The organism is Methylotenera sp. (assembly GCF_030684185.1).
Classification (GTDB): Bacteria; Pseudomonadota; Gammaproteobacteria; order Burkholderiales; family Methylophilaceae; genus Methylotenera.
Window position 1 is genome coordinate 14,323 of sequence record NZ_JAUXOY010000017.1, and the last position, 17,651, is coordinate 31,973.

The window sequence follows — 17,651 nt, forward strand, 5'->3', positions numbered from 1 at the left end:
CATGAATAGTGGTTTTTATGCTTAAATAAGCAAACTTAAAAAAGAGGAATATTATGGCTGCACCTGCCTATAAGCGCATCTTACTCAAACTTTCTGGCGAGGCCTTGATGGGCGATGATGCCTATGGGATTAACCGCGCTACTATCAGTCGCATCGTTGGAGAAGTGAAAGAAGTTGTTGATCTGGGCGTGCAAGTTGCCGTGGTAATTGGTGGTGGCAATATATTCCGTGGTGTAGCGCCAGCAGCTGAAGGTATGGATAGAGCGACTGCAGATTATATGGGTATGCTTGCTACGGTGATGAATGCTATGGCATTGCAAGATGCCATGAAAAATATTGGGCTCAACGCACGCGTGCAAAGTGCACTGAATATTGAACAAGTAGCAGAGCCTTATATTCGCGGCAAGGCAATTCGTTATTTAGAAGAAGGGCGTGTGGTTATTTTTGGTGCCGGCACAGGAAATCCATTCTTTACTACAGATACTGCAGCAGCACTTCGCGGTATGGAAATGAATGCTGAAATAGTCATTAAGGCCACTAAAGTGGATGGTATCTATACAGATGATCCTAAAACCAACCCCGAGGCGATGCGCTATAAAACTATCACGTTTGATGAGGCGATTACTAAAAATCTTAAAGTGATGGATGCAACGGCACTCACTTTATGCCGTGATCAAAAACTACCTATTTCAGTATTTAGTATATTTAAACAGGGTGCACTTAAAAAAGTGGTCATGGGTGAAGATGAAGGCACTATGGTTACTCCCTAAGGGTTACACCTTTATGGCTACGCCATAAGCAGTTTTTTGAAAGTTGAAGCTATAGCATCGTCAAGAATGTGTAAAAAATTATAAGTATTAAGTTGGAGAAAGAAATGTTAGACGAAATTAAAAAAACCACAGAACAAAAAATGTACAGGTCTCTAGAAGCGTTAAAGGCGGACTTAGCAAAAGTGCGTACTGGTCGTGCTCATACTGGTTTGTTAGATCATGTGATGGTCGAGTACTATGGCTCTATGGTTGCCGTCAATCAAGTTGCTAACGTTAATTTAGGCGATGCCCGCACAATTAACGTACAACCTTTTGAAAAAAGTATGATTGGTAAAGTTGAAAAGGCTATTCGTGATTGTGATTTGGGCCTAAATCCTGCCACTAATGGCGATTTAATTCGCGTTCCTATGCCTATGCTTACTGAAGAGCGTCGTCGTGATATGACTAAGATTGTACGGTCTGAAGCGGAAAGTGCAAAAGTTTCGGTGCGAAATGTCCGCCGCGATGCCAATGACACATTGAAGAAGTTATTAAAAGATAAAGAGATTTCTGAAGATGATGAGCGCCGTGCACAAGACGACATTCAAAAAGCTACAGATAAAGCTGTAGCTGAAATAGATAAAATGTTGCAAGCCAAAGAAGTAGAGTTAATGGCTGTATAAGCATCTATGGCTTCTGAAACTTCTACTACGATTAACTTTAAAAACTTAAACTCATCTGACTGGAGCGTGTGTGGCTTTTTTTACTAGCGCTACTCAGAACATCCCATCTACCGCTGAAATTCCTAAACACATCGCTGTTATTATGGATGGCAATGGACGCTGGGCGCGCAAGCGCTTTTTACCTCGAATAGCAGGCCATAAACGAGGCGTTGAAACTGTACGTGACCTGGTTAAATATTGCGCGAGTCTAAAAGTTGAGTATTTAACATTATTTGCCTTCAGTAGTGAAAATTGGCGCAGACCAGCAGAGGAAGTCACTTTTTTAATGGGCTTGTTTATGCAGGCGTTAAAACGTGAGGTAACAAAGTTACATCAAAACAATATCAAGCTGATTATGATTGGCGATCGTAGCCGTTTTGATGCAGAACTGGTCTCCCAAATTGAAGCATCCGAACAACTCACTGCTGGCAATACTGGTTTAATATTGACAATAGCCGCTAATTACGGTGGTCGTTGGGATATTCTACAAGCGGTTAATAAAATGCAATTGGCTACACCCCAACTGACAGGGTTTTATCGCGAAGACCATCTTAGCCAATATTTATCAATGAATTATGCGCCAGAACCTGATTTGTTTATCCGTACTGGTGGCGAAAAACGCATTAGTAATTTCCTGCTTTGGCAGCTTGCTTATACAGAGTTATATTTCACTGATACCTTATGGCCTGACTTTAACGAAGAAGCCTTTAACTTGGCCATTCAATCATATCAAAAACGTGAGCGTCGATTCGGTCGTACAAGTGAACAACTCACTGAAGCTAAAATTTAGCTTCATATAAATTATTTAACGCCTAAAAATCATGCTTAAAACTAGAATCATCACAGCCATTGTGCTTATTGTTGGCTTTACCGCAGCATTATTTAAAGCTTCTGACATGGCGTGGGCTTTTATTACTTTGGCGGCAACGCTCATTGCAGTTTGGGAGTGGTCAAATCTGATTAAGCTAGCAAAGCGTCAAATGTATCTCAATATGACCATTGCTTTGAGTCTTGGCTTGATGGTGATTTTTGCATCAAATATACCATTGGGTCATTACAAGGATGAGTTGGAGTTTGTTCTGTTATGTACTTCCGCTCTATTTTGGATAGTTTTAGCCCCCGTTTGGCTTATTTCAAGAAAGAAAGTTAGCCAAAAATTTATATTGAGCCTGCTGGGATTATCCCTGCTACTAGCTTTATGGGTGGCTTTGAATGGTTTGCATAGTATCAGTCCGTGGTTGTTATTGGGGGTGCTGGCAACAGTCTGGTTGGCTGATAGTGCAGCCTATTTTGCAGGAAAGTCTTTTGGGCGCCATAAACTTGCACCTGAAATTAGCCCTGGAAAAACATGGGAAGGTGTTGCTGGTGCAATTTTGGCTGCAACTTTTTATGGACTATTACTCTGCCACTACTTACATTACAGTCATTGGTTGATTGTAGGTTTATGGCTCATTGTTGTGCTTAGCGTGATGGGTGATTTGTTTGAATCACTATTGAAACGGCAGGCTGGCGTTAAAGATAGTAGCCAGCTACTGCCAGGCCATGGCGGTGTGCTTGATAGAATAGATGGGTTGATTCCCACCTTGCCATTGGTCTTGTTTTATATTTATTTCCCTCTTTTTTCAAATCTGCAATTACATGTTCGATAAACTCTCAGGCCAACAATCACAAAGTGTAACGATACTTGGTGCGACTGGCACTATTGGTTCGCAAACTTTAGACGTAATTTCACAGCATCCGGAACGTTTTAGTGTTTTTGCTTTGTCTGCAAATAATAACGTAAAAGGTTTATTCAGTTTATGCGAGAAATACACACCTAAATTTGCAGTGATGTTGCAGGAAGCCGCCGCCGCAGAGCTAAGTTTACAACTGAAGGCTATTCACTCAAATACTGTTGTTTTGCATGGCGAAGCGGCACTAAATGAGATATCTTCGCATGAACAAGTCGATATTGTAATGGCTGCTATCGTAGGCTCTGCTGGCCTGCATCCAGCCATGGCCGCAGCAAAAGCAGGCAAACGTATATTGCTTGCAAATAAAGAAACCTTGGTGATGGCAGGCAACTTGTTTATGCAAGCGGTTATAGATGGTGGTGCTACTTTACTGCCTATAGACAGCGAGCATAACGCTATATTTCAAGTGATGCCTCAACAACGTAGTAGGCAACTGGCAAATATGGGTGTAAAGCGAGTATTGTTAACTGCATCTGGTGGGCCATTTCGGAATGCCAGCCTGCAAGAGCTTAAAGTGGTGACCCGGGCACAGGCATTAAACCACCCCAACTGGGTAATGGGACCTAAAATTACCGTAGATTCTGCCACAATGATGAATAAAGGATTGGAAGTCATAGAGGCACATTGGCTATTCAATGCGCTGCCTGAGCAGATTGATGTGGTGGTACATCCTCAAAGTGTGATTCATTCTATGGTGGAATATATTGATGGCAGTGTGCTAGCACAGTTAGGTAATCCAGACATGCGCACACCAATCGCCTATGGACTTGGCTATCCTGAACGGTTAACCAGTGGTGTTAGCAGCTTGGATTTACTGACAGTTGGAAGATTGGATTTCTGCCCACCTGACTTAGAGCGCTTTCCATGCCTGAGAATTGCTTATGATGCATTGAATATGGGCGGCACTGCACCAGCCATTTTGAATGCAGCGAATGAAATTGCAGTGGAAGCATTTTTGGCGGAAAAAATTGGTTTTATGGATATTCCGCATATCATTGAGAATGTGTTAACCGCATCCAGTATCGGGCAAGTGGAATCCATTGAACAGTTAGTGGCTATAGATGTTCAGGCAAGACGAATTGCTAAACAATACATAAGCACCTTATGTTAACCGCACTCGCTTTTATATTTACGCTGGGCTTGTTAGTGACTGTGCATGAATTTGGTCACTATCAGGTGGCCAGATGGTGTGGAGTGAAGGTGCTAAAATTCTCTATTGGATTTGGTAAGCCGCTTTGGTCTAAACAATTTGGGGTAGATAAAACAGAGTTGGTGATTGCAGCAATCCCATTAGGTGGTTACGTAAAAATGCTCGATGAGCGCGAGTTTGCAGATGAGCCGAATGCAGACTTGCAGTTATCACAAACAATTTACTCAGAAACCGAGTTGAAACGAGCGTTTAATCGGCAATCAGTCTATAAGCGCATTGCCATTGTGCTTGCAGGGCCGCTGGCAAACTTATTGCTCGCTATATTTTTATATTGGCTTTTATTTATGATGGGAATCGTTGGCATAAAACCCATAATTGGTAAGGTTATTGAAAATAGCCCAGCCGCTGCAGCTAACTTTGTACTAGGTGACACTATACAAAAAATCAATGGAAAACATGTTGCTTCATGGCAAGATGCCGGTTGGATTTTGTTAAATGAATCATTTAAGAGTAAAAGTGTAGAAGTGGAAGTGTTAAGCCGCAGTCAAAAAACGCATACGCATCAACTTGATATATCTAACATTAATTCCGAAAGTAATAGTAAAGATGTTTTGAGTGGACTAGGGTTAGCTATTTACCAGCCTGATATTCCTGCAAGAATAGATGAAGTGATTAAAAATAGTCCGGCATATTTAGCTGGATTTAAATCACAAGACTTGGTGCTTAGCATCAATAAAATCAAAGTGAGTACAAGGGATGATTTTGTTCAAGAGGTTAGGCAGCATCCTGACGCGACGTTGGATGTAGTAGTCGAGCGCGATTCGGTAGAAGTTCAACTTTCAGTTACACCAGAGCAGGTAATCGAGAATGGCAAAATAGTGGGGCGTATTGGCACTTCGTTCAAGCAAGAACAACGTGTGATTGATGAGTTTTTTGTCACCACACATTATTCCACGCTCGGTGCATTCGTTAAAGCGACTGAGAAAACTTGGGACAACTCAATATTTACTTTAAAAATGCTTGCTAAAATGTTAACGGGTCAAATTTCATGGAAAGGTGTAAGTGGCCCTGTGACTATTGCCAGTTATGCTGGACAAAGCGCCAACATGGGCTTGAAGGTATTTATTGGTTTTTTAGCGATAATCAGCATCAGTATTGGTGTACTTAATCTACTGCCTATACCGGTATTAGATGGCGGACATTTGATGTATTATATAGTTGAAATTTTTACTGGAAAACCGACACCTGAATCAGTCATGATTATCGGGCAAAAAATTGGGTTTTCCCTGCTAGGTTTTATGATGATCTTAGCGCTTTATAACGATATCAATCGATTGATAACAGGCTGACTGCATGGCAACATTAAATTTAAAAAAACTAAAAAAATCAGACAAGTCATTTATGAATTTTAAGCTTAAGTCTGCTCTTGTCTTGATTTCTGGCTTATATGCAAATTCTGCATTAGCGCTTGAACCCTTTGTCGTTAAAGACATCCGTGTCGAGGGTATACAGCGCACCGAGGCTGGTACGGTATTCACTTACCTACCAGTAAAAGTCGGCGAAACCATGAATGATGAGCTTGCTTCTCAGGCTATTAAGTCGTTATATAACACTGGCTTTTTTAAAGACGTACGTATCGAAGCTGAAAATGATGTCCTAGTGGTCACGGTACAAGAGCGTTCATCCATTGCTCAGATTGATTTTAGTGGTAATAAATCATTTCCTACGGACAAAATGAAAGAAGGTCTCAAGCAGATTGGTATCGCTGAAGGCCTGATATTCGATAAGTCACAACTTGACCGCGCTGAGCAAGAGGTCAAACGGCAGTATTTATCTCAAGGTAAATATGGTGCAACTGTTAAAGCGGTGGTATCACCGCTAGAGCGTAATCGCGTAGCGGTTCGTTTTGATATTGAAGAGGGTGCTGTTTCAAAAATTCGCAACATTAATATCGTCGGTAATCAAACATTTTCCACCGATGATTTACGTGCAGAGTTTTTACTTACTACGCCCAATTGGATGAGTTGGTGGAATAAAGATGACCAATACTCCAAACAAAAATTAAACGCAGATCTTGAAACGCTGCGATCATTCTACTTAAATCAAGGTTATCTTGAGTTCAATATTGATTCAACGCAAGTGTCAATTTCACCTGATAAAAAAGATATATACATTACCGTGAATGTCACTGAAGGTGAAAAATATACTATTTCAGAGGTGAAGATTGCTGGTGAAACAATAGTCTCGGATGAGGAAATACAACAACTCATTACCATCAAAAAGGGCGATACCTTTAGCCGTGAGAAGGTCACACAGTCGAGCAAGGCGATTAGCGATCGATTGAGTAATGATGGTTATGCATTTTCAAATGTAAATCCAGTGCCTGAAGTAAATAAAGAGCAACATACTGCCGCATTTACTTTTTTTGTTGATCCCGGCAAACGGGTTTATGTAAGGCGTATCAATATTGCAGGCAATACCAGAACACGTGATGAAGTGGTTCGTCGTGAAGTACGCCAGTTAGAGTCTTCTTGGTACGCTTCAAATAAAATCAATCGTTCTAAAGAGCGCTTGATACGTACGGATTTCTTTTCGGATGTGAATGTAGAAACGCCTGGCGTTCCAGGCACAACGGATCAGGTGGATTTAAATATCAGCGTGACTGAAAAATCTACTGGCAGCATACAATTTGGTGCTGGATTATCAAGTAATGAAGGTGTAGTGCTGGGTATTACCGTTAACCAGAATAACTTCTTAGGTACTGGTAACCGTGTCAGTGCGCAAGTAAATACGGGTAAGGTTAATACCACATACTCTCTATCCGTCACCGATCCCTATTTTACGCCAGATGGTGTTAGCCGAGGGTTTGATGTATATCGTCGTGATGTGAACACAAGTTCGCTTAACGTTGCTTCTTATAATACATCTTCATATGGTGGAGGTGTGCGATTTGGTATACCCTTAAATGAGCGTGATGGTATCAATTTTGGCCTTGCAGCAGACTTTACAACGGTAGATTTAAACACTCAAAGTCCTACTCAGTATCAAAAATTCTGTGGCAATACTACTGGATGTAGTAGTAACTCTGTGGTTGCATCAGCGGGTTGGGCACACGATACGCGCGACAATATTATGTTCACCACAAATGGCGTATTGCAAAAGTTGTCTGGTGAGATTTCATTGCCAATATTAGATTTAAATTACTATAAAATTGATTACAAACAAGCGTGGTTCAAGAACGTTTATAAAGATTTTACTTTTATGTTAAATGGTGAAATTGGTTACGCTGATTCATATGGTAATAAAAATTACCCATTCTTCAAGAACTATTTTATGGGTGGTGTAAACTCTGTTCGAGGTTATGATAACGGATCACTTGGCCCTAAAGATATTGACCCAATTACGGGCCAAGACTTTGCAGTGGGTGGTACTAAGCGTTTGTTAGGCAATGCGGAGTTATTTTTTCCAGTGCCAGGTTTAAAAGACTCTAAGCAGTTTAGATTAAGTGCCTTTGTTGATGGTGGTAACGTGTGGGGTACTGAATCAGGCTATAGTTTGAGTGATTTACGTTATTCAGCAGGTGTCGGTATTAGTTGGCTCTCACCATTTGGCCCTTTGAAACTGGTCTTTGCTAAGCCGTTGAACAGTAAAGATGGCGACAATACCCAGAACCTGCAATTCCAGCTAGGCTCTCAATTTTAGAGCTAACTAAATTCTGATAAGTAAATTGCAGGCATAATATTATTCGGTTAAATGTTGCAGCATAATTGACCATGTGTCTTGTGGCATAATAATAGAAATAAAGAAGTAGTTGTTTTAGGAGATTTTAAGTGAGTAGTATCTTAAAAAAATTAGTGTTAGCTAGCTTTCTGACGTTTGCAGTCATTGCACATTCTGCTGAATTAAAAGTTGGGTATGTACAAGTTGATAAAATCTTACAAGAGGCACCGCAAACTGCCGAAAGTGGTAAAAAGCTAGAACGTGAATTTAGCCCGCGCTCACAAGAGCTAGATCGTATGGCTAAACAGATTAAAGACTTGGAAACTGCTTTAGATAAAGACGGTTTGACCATTACTGAGGCAGATCGTCGTAGTAAAGAACGTGATATTCAAAATATCAAGACAGAGTTTCAACGTAAGCAGCGTGAACTGCGTGAAGACATTAACCTGCGTAAAAATGAAGAGCTTGGAAGTTTGCAAGATCGTATCAATAAAGCGGTTCAATCTGTTGCTAAGGCTGAAAATTATGATTTAGTAATGTATAGCGGTGTAGCCTATGCAGCAGACAAAATTGACATCACGGATAAAGTGCTGAAGTTATTAGGTAAAAAATAATCTACCTTAAGTTTTTTAGTCATAAGATTTATTTTTCAAGGCCATACTAATGAGTAAAAATTACTCACTTAGTGATATTGCAAAGGCGTTAGGTGGCCGCATAGTAGGTGATGAGGCCACTTCAATATCCCGTGTTTCATCACTGCTCAATGCGCAATCTGGCGACATTTGTTTTATTAATGACGCCAAATATCAAAAGTCGCTTGTTTCAAGTCTGGCAAGTGCTGTTGTATTAAGAGAAAAAGATTCAGCTTTAACAACGCTGCCTAGAATTATTGTAGAAAATCCTTATGCTTATTTTGCTAAGCTATCTGCGTTTTTAAATCCACCAGCTATACATCAATTGGGTGTTGCGTCTAGCGCAGTTGTAGATTCTACAGCCAGCATTCCTGCATCATGCAGCATTGCGCCGTTAGCGGTGATTGGTGCAAATGTAGTGCTGGGTGAACATGTTATTATCGGTAGCGGATGTGTTATTGAAAATGATGTATCGATTGCTGATAATACTTGTTTAGAGCCTCACGTCACCATTAAGCATCATTGTAATATCGGGAGAAATTGCCATATATTTTCAGGTGCGATTATTGGTTCTGATGGTTTTGGTTATGCTGAAGAAGCTGGAAAATGGCTAAAAATCCCTCAAGTTGGACGGGTTTTCATTCATGACAATGTTGACATTGGCGCAAATACTACAGTCGATCGTGGTGCATTAGATGATACGATTATCGAAGAGGGCGTTAAGCTCGACAACCTGATTCAAATAGGTCATAACTGTGTCATTGGCGCGCATACCGTAATTGCTGGATGCACTGGCATAGCAGGTAGTGCCAAAATCGGTAAGCACTGTAAAATAGGCGGTGCCGCCATGATATTAGGTCATTTAGAGATTGCTGACCATGTGACAATCTCACCTGGCAGCATGATTACCCGATCTTTATCAGTTTCAGATACTTACACGGCACTTATGCCATTTCAAACGCATAAAGCATGGTTAAATACCGCTGCAAAAATTCGTCATTTAGATGAACTTTCGGATAAAATTAAACAACTTGAAAAAGAGGTAGCTCTGTTAAAATCTAACAAGTGAAAACTATAAAATATAGTGAACCAAAAGAAATGAGCTGAGACAAAAATGACCAATAATACCGAATCTAGCAGTATGGATATTCATGAAATCCTTGATCACCTTCCGCATCGCTATCCTTTTGTACTGATAGACCGTGTTATTTCTATGAAAATAGGTGAGGAAATCACTGCATTGAAAAATGTCACAATTAATGAGCCTTTCTTCCCTGGCCACTTTCCTTACCACCCAGTGATGCCAGGTGTATTGATTGTTGAGGCGATGGCGCAAGCTGCCGCAATATTGTCATTTAAAACCATGGGTGTGAAACCGAGCGATGATTCAGTATATTATTTTGCAGGTATCGATAGCGCTCGTTTTAAAAAACCCGTATCACCAGGTGATCAAATCATCCTTAATGTAAAAATCGACCGCATCCTAAAGGGAATTTGGAAGTATTCTGGCGTAGCCCGAGTAGATGGCACAATAGTTGCTGAAGCACAAATGATGTGTATATTAAAAGCTATCGATAAAAAAGAGAAGTAGGCAATGCCAGCATCAAAAATTCATCCAACGGCAATCATCGATGCCACAGCCGAACTTGATTCTAGCGTAGAAATCGGTCCTTATTCAATTGTTGGTGCTAACGTTAAAATAGATGCAGGCACACGCGTAGCTGGCCATGTGATAATCAACGGGCCTACGATTATTGGTAAGAATAATCATATCTTTCAATACTCATCTCTTGGCGAAGCGCCGCAAGATAAAAAATATAAAGATGAACCCACGTTACTTGAGATTGGTGATAACAATACCATTCGAGAGTTTTGTACATTTAATCGCGGCACGATTCAAGATAAAGGCACCACTAAAATCGGCAACGATAATTGGATCATGGCCTATGTACATATTGCGCATGACTGCCAAATAGGTAATCACACGATTTTCGCTAATAATACATCTCTTGCGGGCCATGTAGATATTGATGACTATGCCATTTTAGGCGGATTTACGCTCATTCATCAATTTTGTAAAGTTGGCTCGCATGTAATTACCGCTGTTGGTTCGGTGGTATTTAAAGATATTCCACCTTATGTGACTGCAGCTGGTTATGACGCTAAACCGCATGGCATCAATGCTGAGGGATTAAAACGCCGTGGCTTTAGCGCTGAGAGTATTTTGCAAATTAAACGCGCCTATAAGGCTTTGTATCGGAATGGTCTTACATTAGATGAGGCTAAAATTGAACTTGCTGCAATGCAAAAAACCACGCCAGAAATTGGTTTACTCACTGATTTCTTGAAAATTTCCACTCGCGGCATCGTCCGTTAAGTTGCTATCATGGTAAGAATTGGTATTGTCGCTGGAGAAGCTTCGGGTGATTTGCTTGGCAGTCACCTTATTCAAGCATTAAAGTCAAAACGTTCAGACATTGAGTTTGTTGGGATTGCAGGCCCTAAAATGATGGGAGAAGGCGCTCAATCTCTTTTCCCTATCGAGCGCTTATCAGTACGTGGTTATATAGAAGTTATCAAACACCTATTTGGCCTGCTTAAATTACGTCGCCAGCTGCTTAAGCACTTTTTAACTAACCGCATTGATTTATTTATTGGCGTTGATGCCCCGGATTTTAATTTTTGGCTGGAAAAAAAGCTTAAAAATAAAGGTATCAAGACTATTCATTATGTTAGCCCTTCAGTTTGGGCATGGCGAAAAAATAGAATCAAAAAAATCAAACATGCTGTATCACATATGCTGGCATTATTTCCATTTGAACCCGCGTTATATCAAGGTGCTGGTATACCTGTCACTTATGTTGGCCATCCTTTGGCGGACATATTGCCAATGGAACCAGATACTAACGCAGCGCGTGACGGTTTAAGACTAAAGTCATCTGCCTTGGTCATCGCTATGCTGCCAGGTAGTCGCCAAAGTGAAGTGCAGCAACACGCAGAACTATTTGTTAAGACGGCAAAGCTGATTTACGCCGACTATCCAAATGCAATTTTTTTAGTGCCTTTAATTACGCGTGAAACTAGACAGATTTTTGAATTGGCCATTTTTCACGAGCATGAAAACTTGCCTATTCAGATATTATTTGGGCACGCACATGATGCCATGGAGGCCGCCGATGTCGTGATTGTAGCGTCTGGTACAGCTACGCTTGAGGCGGCGCTTCTGAAAAAACCTATGGTTATTACCTACCGTATGTCTAAATTAAGCTGGCAAATCCTTAAACGCATGCGTTTGCAACCTTATGTGGGTTTGCCCAATATATTGGCAGATAAATTTGTGGTGCCAGAACTTTTACAGGATGATTCTACACCTGAAAAACTTGCTGAGGCTACAATAAAGCTGATTAGTGATACTGGTTACGCCGCTGAAATTAAAGCAGAATTTACAAAAATTCACCTCAGTTTACGACAAAATACCGCAGAAAAAGCAGCGGTGGTTATTCTCTCTCATTTAGCATAAATATCAGCCGCAAAACTAATGCAGCTAATTTGTGGTGTAGATGAAGCAGGACGAGGACCATTGGCTGGTGCGGTTTACGCGGCAGCAGTTATTTTAAATCCTGAACGTCCGATATTCGGTTTGGCAGACTCAAAAAAGCTATCTGAAAAAAAACGCGACTTATTAAACGTTGAAATCAAACAACATGCGCTGGCTTGGGCAATTGCTAGCTGTAGCGCTCAAGAGATTGATGAAATCAATATCCTGCAAGCTAGCTTATTAGCCATGAGGCGCGCTATTGAAACTATGCAAACACAGTTCGATATCATTCCTGATTTAGTACAAGTTGATGGCAATCAATGTCCCGAAATCAGCTTACCTTGCCAAGCGATAGTGAAGGGAGATAGTAAAGTGCAAGCCATTTCAGCGGCTTCTATACTGGCAAAGGTGGCGCGAGATGCTGAGTTATATGAATTAGATAAAATCTATCCGCAATATGGCTTTGCTCAACATAAAGGCTACCCAACTGTCTATCATTTAGAAATGTTGAATTTGTATGGTATTACGCCACAGCATCGCCTCAGCTACGCCCCAGTAAAACGTTTATGCCAATAGTAAAAATACCGTTGGCCTTTTGTGTAAATCTGGCAATGGTGATTTTTTCCAAGTTGCAATTGATTTGGTTACTATCTTCTCAGCCGCTAAACTAATATCACAAGCTAAACACAACCTGGTATTAGGCTGGCAGACGCTTAGTATAGCTTCCAGCATATGCTGGTTACGATAGGGCGTTTCAATAAATAACTGCGTTTCTTTGTGCGTAAGTGAGCGTTTTTCAATTTCTTTGAGCTTTTGGTTGCGTTGAGATTTATCCACTGGCAAATAGCCTAGAAACGCAAATTGCTGTCCGTTAAGGCCTGAAGCCATTAAACTCAATAAAATCGAGCTAGGGCCTACAAATGGCACAACGCGGATGCCTTTTTGATGGGCTAGTTCGACTAGTTTTGCACCTGGGTCTGCAACACCAGGACAACCTGCGTCGCTCATTAAACCTATATCTTTGCCAGCTAATAGTGGTTTGAGTAAATCAGGTAACGATTTGTCTTCGGTATGTTCATTCAGCAGGTTCAGGCTTAGTTCACGGACTGGCTTAATGGTTTTAATGGTGCTTAAAAAATGACGCGCTGATTTTTCGCTTTCCACCACAAAGGTATCCAGTTGCTGTGAAATACTGACGACGTCAGGCGGCAACACTTTGGCGATGTTGTCTTCACCAAGGGTTACAGGAATTAAATACAACGTGCCTAATTGAGGTGATTGCGCCATTTAGTACTTAACAATCGCTCTGTAGCTTAAAGTGGTACTGCCCTCAGCTGGAATCTCGACTTTCCAAACTGCTAAATGGCTATTCACTTTTTTGTGTGCTTGGCTCTCTGAAGTAATCGTCCAATCACCTGAAATGGGCTCTTGAACGGTGACTGTTATTTTTTCCTTTTTTGCGTTTTTTAAGGTGATTTCATAAGCACTCTCAAATGCACTATTGCCTTTAGAGGGACGTGGCAGCGTTTTGAAATCAGTTTGTTTCTTATCAGCAGTGACATCAAAAGATTCACCTAATTTGAGTCTAATCACTTCATTTTTTGGCGTGTGGTCTATATTGTCTTCGCCCACAAATTGCGCGTTGCCAGCACTATCCTTTTTGTAGACGCGCATGATTCCTTTGGGTAAGGGCATGCCTAATTTTGCTGCTTCTTTGTTATCAAACTCAACAAACACAGCAACTTTCAGTTTTGAGCCCAAGTCACCGTAGCTACTTTGATAGTAATAATCTGCGCCACGCAATACCAGTTCTTTGCGTGCTGGTATATTAGTTGCTGAGAGTAGGGCCACTTGTTTGGTTTGATTTTCGGCAATTGTCGTTGGCCGATCCAATGAATATAAGTGATATTCCAACAGAGACTCTTCTGCCATTGGCGCAGCTGCCTCTGCCATCATTACCAGATCTTTACGCATGGTCTTCGCACGCGGATAGTGTTCTTGCACTCGATTTACATCCCCGGCCACTAATTGTAACTTAGCGTTTTTGTAACTCGTACCGCTAGTATTGGTAAGCGTTACCCAACCTGATAAATCCAGCATATTTTCTTTGCTATTGAGTTCAGCAACGTAATCTGCCTTCCAGCCTAACCCCCCTGTGAGGTAGCTCAGTTCTATAGTTTGGTCAGTTGCGCCTTTATTGTTTATTTGAGTAACTAATGTAGGTCTGTCACGAAGACTTTCTGGCACATCGTTATACACAATACGATTGCCATGGATACCTGATTCAATGCGGTTACCTACTTTTAAAACCACACCATTATTGGCTGATAGTACTGTGGCTTGCTCTGTGGTTTCTAAACCAGTTGCCGGGTGTGTTTTAACCAAACTTACTGTTTTACCTACATACTTTTCAAGTAATTTTTCAGGTGTAAGCAAATCGAAATCAAAATTCTGTTCAATTAAAGTCAAGCTGCCAGGTGCGTTTATGCTCCGTAGCAATGCAGTTTCCGGCCGGATTTGTGCACTTACATCGCGCAGTGCCAGTGCATTTAACCCAGTTTTTAGTTTCACATGACGAGTGTCTTTTACTAATGCCAAATCGCCGTTATAGATTGTTACCGCTACATTTTGCTGATCGCTTAATGAGCTTCGTGTTTCATCAAGCTCCATTGCGATAGCACCTGTATAAATAGTTGAAAGTGTAGCGAGCAACATTAGCTTGTGTTTATTTAGCTTAGTCTCAAATGGCATGTTTAATCTCCAAAATTGTTCAAATATTAGCGATTGGGAGTTCTACCCAATACGCTACGAATCACTTAACGCATCAACATGCAAAAGGGGTTATTTTTAAGAGATTTTTTATAAAACTGCTATTTTTTCATTTTTTAACATATTTATAAGCTTGATGAGCGGCAACCCTATGAGTGCGTTCGGGTCTTCGCCTATCATGCGCTCAATCAGTGCAATACCTAATCCTTCTGATTTTGCGCTACCTGCACATTGGTAGGGTTGTTCTTTATTCAGATAATTTTCGATTTCTTCGTCACTAAGCTGCCTAAAGCGCACTAAATAGGGTACTACTTCAGCTTGCATATTACCTGTAGCGGCATTATATAAGCAAAGTGCGCTATGAAAAGTGACCTCTCGACCACGCATTAATTGTAATTGCTTTGTTGCGTTTTGATGATTAAGTGGTTTGCCAAGTTGCTCGCCATCCAGCGTAGCGACTTGATCACATCCAATAACTAATGCATGCGGATATTCACTGCCAATTTTTCTGGCTTTAACTTGCGCAAGCCTTAAAGCGGTTTCGTGTGGTTTTTCGTTTGCTCGAGGTGTTTCATCTACGCGTGGTGATATGCTGCTAAAAGGGATTTGCAGCTTTTGTAAAAGATCGCGCCTGAATTCAGAAGAAGAAGCTAATATTAAAGTTTGTTTTATCATTTTATTTAAAAAAATAAAAGCCGACAGAGTCGTTTCTGTCGGCTTTTGGTTTAAATTTCAAACCATTTATTCAGGTTGAATTTCAAGTAGCGATTCATCAGGGGTGACGGTATCACCTTTGATGACATGCACTGCAACCACAATGCCTGAAGTCGCTGCTTGAATTTCATTTTCCATTTTCATCGCCTCAATCACCAAAACACCATCACCAGCATTTACTTTATCACCCACTTTAGCTTTAACGGCTACCACTGTACCAGGCATTGATGTTGTTACATGGCCAGCATGAGAAGGGCGCGGACGACCGCTTTTTGCTGAGTCCGACACTGCTTTCTTTTTACCTCTACCATTGCTACCACCTGATACTTCAATTTCACTCAAGGTTTCAACGATTACTTCTTCAGCAATACCATCAATAGACACATAGAATGGACGTTTCTCTTCGCCTGCGTGGCCACTTCCAGTAAGGTTGATATGGAAAGTTTCACCATGAAGCGTAATTTTGAACTCGGTAGGCGCAAAGCGTGAGGCAGAGGCCTTCATCGCGGCTTTGTCATGTAACGCTTCAGGTACTAATGAGCCTGCATTGCGTTCTTGTAAGTAAGTTTTACCAATGTCTGGAAACATTGCATAGGTCAGCACATCTTCTTCAGATTTGGCAAAACGTTCCGCTTCACTTGTGAGTTTAATCATTTCAGGTGTCAATAAATCTGCTGGCCTGCAGGTAATAGGTTCTGCATCACCAATCGCCAGTTTCTTAATATCGGCATTAACTGCGCTTGGTGCTTTACCGTATTGGCCTAAGAAGTAGTTTTTGACTTCGTTGGTGATGGATTTATAACGTTGACCTGTCATTACGTTCAACACAGCTTGTGTGCCAACAATTTGCGAAGTCGGCGTCACCAAAGGGATATACCCAAGATCTTTCCGTACCAAGGGAATTTCAGCCAATACAGCATCCATCCGGTCTAGCGCACCCTGATCTTTCAGTTGATTGCTAAGATTTGAAATCATGCCGCCTGGTACTTGGTTTAATAATACGCGCGTATCTACACCAGAAAACTCACTTTCAAACTGCCAATATTTTTTACGGACTTCACGGAAATAAGCCGTTACTTCTTGCATCGCGGCAATATCTAGCCCTGTATCAAATTCAGTGCCTTGCAATGCTGCAATCATGCTCTCGGTTGTTGGGTGGCTCGCACCTTCTGAGAACGCTGCACTACAGGTGTCTATCATCACTGCGCCATTTTCAAGCGCGCGTAGCATATTCATACTTGCTAAGCCACTGGTTGCATGGCTGTGCATGTGAATAGGTAAGTTAACATTCGCGCGCAAGGCTTTTACAAGGTCAACTGTGGCTTGTGGTGTGAGTAAGCCTGCCATATCTTTAATAGCAATAGTGTCAGAACCCATGGCTTCAAGTTCTTTAGCGATGCCTACAAAATGCGCGACATCATGCACAGGACTAGTGGTATAGCTAATTGTACCTTCAGCATGTTTACCGGCTTTTTTTACAGCTTCAATAGAAACTTGTAGGTTTCGGGTGTCGTTGAGCGCATCAAAAATACGGAAAACATCAACACCATTATCAGCAGATTTCTGCACAAATGCACGTACCACATCATCAGAATAGTGACGATATCCTAACAAATTTTGGCCACGCAATAACATTTGAATGCGGGAGTTTGGTAAGGCCTTACGCAATGTTTTTAAGCGCGCCCAAGGATCTTCTTTTAAATAGCGCACACAAGCATCAAAAGTGGCGCCGCCCCAAGCTTCTAGAGACCAAAAGCCAATCGCATCCAGCTTGCTGCAAATAGGTAGCATATCTTCTGTACGCATGCGTGTGGCAATGTGGCATTGATGGCCATCTCGAAGGACCAGCTCGGTGACGTGTACTTTTGGGGTTTGTTTTGTCATATTTAACTCTTTACTTTAATTTATATATTCAATTTATTGT

At 41.2% G+C, this 17,651-nt stretch carries 17 protein-coding genes; 13 read left to right on the forward strand and 4 right to left on the reverse strand.

The annotated features are described in order from the left end of the window. Nucleotides 1–53 precede the first annotated feature (53 nt). From pyrH to rnhB, 13 genes are all read left to right on the forward strand, one after another. Nucleotides 54–770 (forward strand): UMP kinase, encoded by a 717-nt coding sequence (gene pyrH / locus Q8J82_RS07800; RefSeq protein ID WP_304891603.1) that lies wholly within the window; start codon nt 54–56, stop codon nt 768–770. 104 nt (nt 771–874) lie between these two features. After that, nucleotides 875–1,432, forward strand: a complete 558-nt coding sequence (gene frr / locus Q8J82_RS07805) for a ribosome recycling factor (protein WP_304891604.1) — start codon at nt 875–877, stop codon at nt 1,430–1,432. Nucleotides 1,433–1,502: 70 nt separating this feature from the next. Next, nucleotides 1,503–2,261: an isoprenyl transferase gene (locus Q8J82_RS07810; protein ID WP_304891605.1), complete on the forward strand. Its 759-nt coding sequence runs from the start codon at nt 1,503–1,505 to the stop codon at nt 2,259–2,261. A 31-nt stretch (nt 2,262–2,292) separates the two neighbouring features. After that, on the forward strand, nt 2,293–3,120 hold the full coding sequence (locus Q8J82_RS07815; protein WP_305328070.1) for a phosphatidate cytidylyltransferase: 828 nt from the start codon (nt 2,293–2,295) through the stop codon (nt 3,118–3,120). Next, on the forward strand, nt 3,110–4,315 hold the full coding sequence (gene ispC, locus Q8J82_RS07820; protein WP_305328071.1) for a 1-deoxy-D-xylulose-5-phosphate reductoisomerase: 1,206 nt from the start codon (nt 3,110–3,112) through the stop codon (nt 4,313–4,315). The genes Q8J82_RS07815 and ispC overlap by 11 nt, the downstream gene beginning before the upstream one ends. After that, on the forward strand, nt 4,309–5,703 hold the full coding sequence (gene rseP, locus Q8J82_RS07825; RefSeq protein WP_304908446.1) for an RIP metalloprotease RseP: 1,395 nt from the start codon (nt 4,309–4,311) through the stop codon (nt 5,701–5,703). Before ispC ends, rseP begins: the two co-directional genes overlap by 7 nt. Nucleotides 5,704–5,755: 52 nt before the next feature. After that, a complete protein-coding gene (gene bamA, locus Q8J82_RS07830) occupies nt 5,756–8,056 on the forward strand; it encodes an outer membrane protein assembly factor BamA (RefSeq protein WP_304908472.1) in 2,301 nt (766 codons plus the stop codon). A gap of 128 nt (nt 8,057–8,184) precedes the next feature. Continuing rightward, nucleotides 8,185–8,688: an OmpH family outer membrane protein gene (locus Q8J82_RS07835; RefSeq protein ID WP_304908447.1), complete on the forward strand. Its 504-nt coding sequence runs from the start codon at nt 8,185–8,187 to the stop codon at nt 8,686–8,688. 49 nt (nt 8,689–8,737) lie between these two features. Beyond that, a complete protein-coding gene (gene lpxD, locus Q8J82_RS07840) occupies nt 8,738–9,775 on the forward strand; it encodes a UDP-3-O-(3-hydroxymyristoyl)glucosamine N-acyltransferase (RefSeq protein ID WP_304908448.1) in 1,038 nt (345 codons plus the stop codon). Between the two features lie 45 nt (nt 9,776–9,820). After that, nucleotides 9,821–10,297, forward strand: coding sequence for a 3-hydroxyacyl-ACP dehydratase FabZ (fabZ, locus tag Q8J82_RS07845; protein WP_304908449.1), 477 nt, complete (start codon nt 9,821–9,823; stop codon nt 10,295–10,297). Between the two features lie 3 nt (nt 10,298–10,300). After that, nucleotides 10,301–11,083, forward strand: a complete 783-nt coding sequence (gene lpxA, locus Q8J82_RS07850) for an acyl-ACP--UDP-N-acetylglucosamine O-acyltransferase (protein ID WP_305327412.1) — start codon at nt 10,301–10,303, stop codon at nt 11,081–11,083. A gap of 9 nt (nt 11,084–11,092) precedes the next feature. After that, entirely contained in the window at nt 11,093–12,226 is a 1,134-nt protein-coding gene (lpxB, locus tag Q8J82_RS07855) for a lipid-A-disaccharide synthase (RefSeq protein ID WP_305327413.1), read from the forward strand. A gap of 18 nt (nt 12,227–12,244) precedes the next feature. Continuing rightward, a complete protein-coding gene (rnhB, locus tag Q8J82_RS07860; protein ID WP_305327414.1) occupies nt 12,245–12,820 on the forward strand; it encodes a ribonuclease HII in 576 nt (191 codons plus the stop codon). Here the strand turns inward: rnhB and Q8J82_RS07865 are convergent. From Q8J82_RS07865 to oadA, 4 genes are all read right to left on the reverse strand, one after another. Next, complete coding sequence (locus Q8J82_RS07865) at nt 12,809–13,531, reverse strand: SAM-dependent methyltransferase (protein WP_305328072.1); 723 nt, start codon at nt 13,529–13,531, stop codon at nt 12,809–12,811. The two genes, rnhB and Q8J82_RS07865, sit on opposite strands and share 12 nt — an antisense overlap. Further along, a complete protein-coding gene (locus tag Q8J82_RS07870; protein WP_370868635.1) occupies nt 13,532–14,914 on the reverse strand; it encodes a DUF4139 domain-containing protein in 1,383 nt (460 codons plus the stop codon). It lies immediately after the preceding gene. Nucleotides 14,915–15,103: 189 nt separating this feature from the next. Continuing rightward, nucleotides 15,104–15,685: a Maf family nucleotide pyrophosphatase gene (locus tag Q8J82_RS07875; RefSeq protein WP_305328140.1), complete on the reverse strand. Its 582-nt coding sequence runs from the start codon at nt 15,683–15,685 to the stop codon at nt 15,104–15,106. Nucleotides 15,686–15,754: 69 nt separating this feature from the next. Then, nucleotides 15,755–17,611, reverse strand: coding sequence for a sodium-extruding oxaloacetate decarboxylase subunit alpha (oadA, locus tag Q8J82_RS07880; protein ID WP_304908455.1), 1,857 nt, complete (start codon nt 17,609–17,611; stop codon nt 15,755–15,757). Nucleotides 17,612–17,651 lie beyond the last annotated feature (40 nt).

Coding starts and splice junctions, on each gene's coding strand:
- fabZ (WP_304908449.1), top strand. CDS start 9,821: ATGACCAATAATACCGAATCTAGCAGTATGGATATTCATGAAATCCTT.
- rseP (WP_304908446.1), top strand. CDS start 4,309: ATGTTAACCGCACTCGCTTTTATATTTACGCTGGGCTTGTTAGTGACT.
- oadA (WP_304908455.1), bottom strand. CDS start 17,611: ATGACAAAACAAACCCCAAAAGTACACGTCACCGAGCTGGTCCTTCGA.
- Q8J82_RS07870 (WP_370868635.1), bottom strand. CDS start 14,914: ATGGAGCTTGATGAAACACGAAGCTCATTAAGCGATCAGCAAAATGTA.
- rnhB (WP_305327414.1), top strand. CDS start 12,245: ATGCAGCTAATTTGTGGTGTAGATGAAGCAGGACGAGGACCATTGGCT.
- lpxD (WP_304908448.1), top strand. CDS start 8,738: ATGAGTAAAAATTACTCACTTAGTGATATTGCAAAGGCGTTAGGTGGC.
- pyrH (WP_304891603.1), top strand. CDS start 54: ATGGCTGCACCTGCCTATAAGCGCATCTTACTCAAACTTTCTGGCGAG.
- bamA (WP_304908472.1), top strand. CDS start 5,756: ATGAATTTTAAGCTTAAGTCTGCTCTTGTCTTGATTTCTGGCTTATAT.
- Q8J82_RS07815 (WP_305328070.1), top strand. CDS start 2,293: ATGCTTAAAACTAGAATCATCACAGCCATTGTGCTTATTGTTGGCTTT.
- frr (WP_304891604.1), top strand. CDS start 875: ATGTTAGACGAAATTAAAAAAACCACAGAACAAAAAATGTACAGGTCT.
- ispC (WP_305328071.1), top strand. CDS start 3,110: ATGTTCGATAAACTCTCAGGCCAACAATCACAAAGTGTAACGATACTT.
- Q8J82_RS07865 (WP_305328072.1), bottom strand. CDS start 13,531: ATGGCGCAATCACCTCAATTAGGCACGTTGTATTTAATTCCTGTAACC.
- lpxA (WP_305327412.1), top strand. CDS start 10,301: ATGCCAGCATCAAAAATTCATCCAACGGCAATCATCGATGCCACAGCC.
- lpxB (WP_305327413.1), top strand. CDS start 11,093: ATGGTAAGAATTGGTATTGTCGCTGGAGAAGCTTCGGGTGATTTGCTT.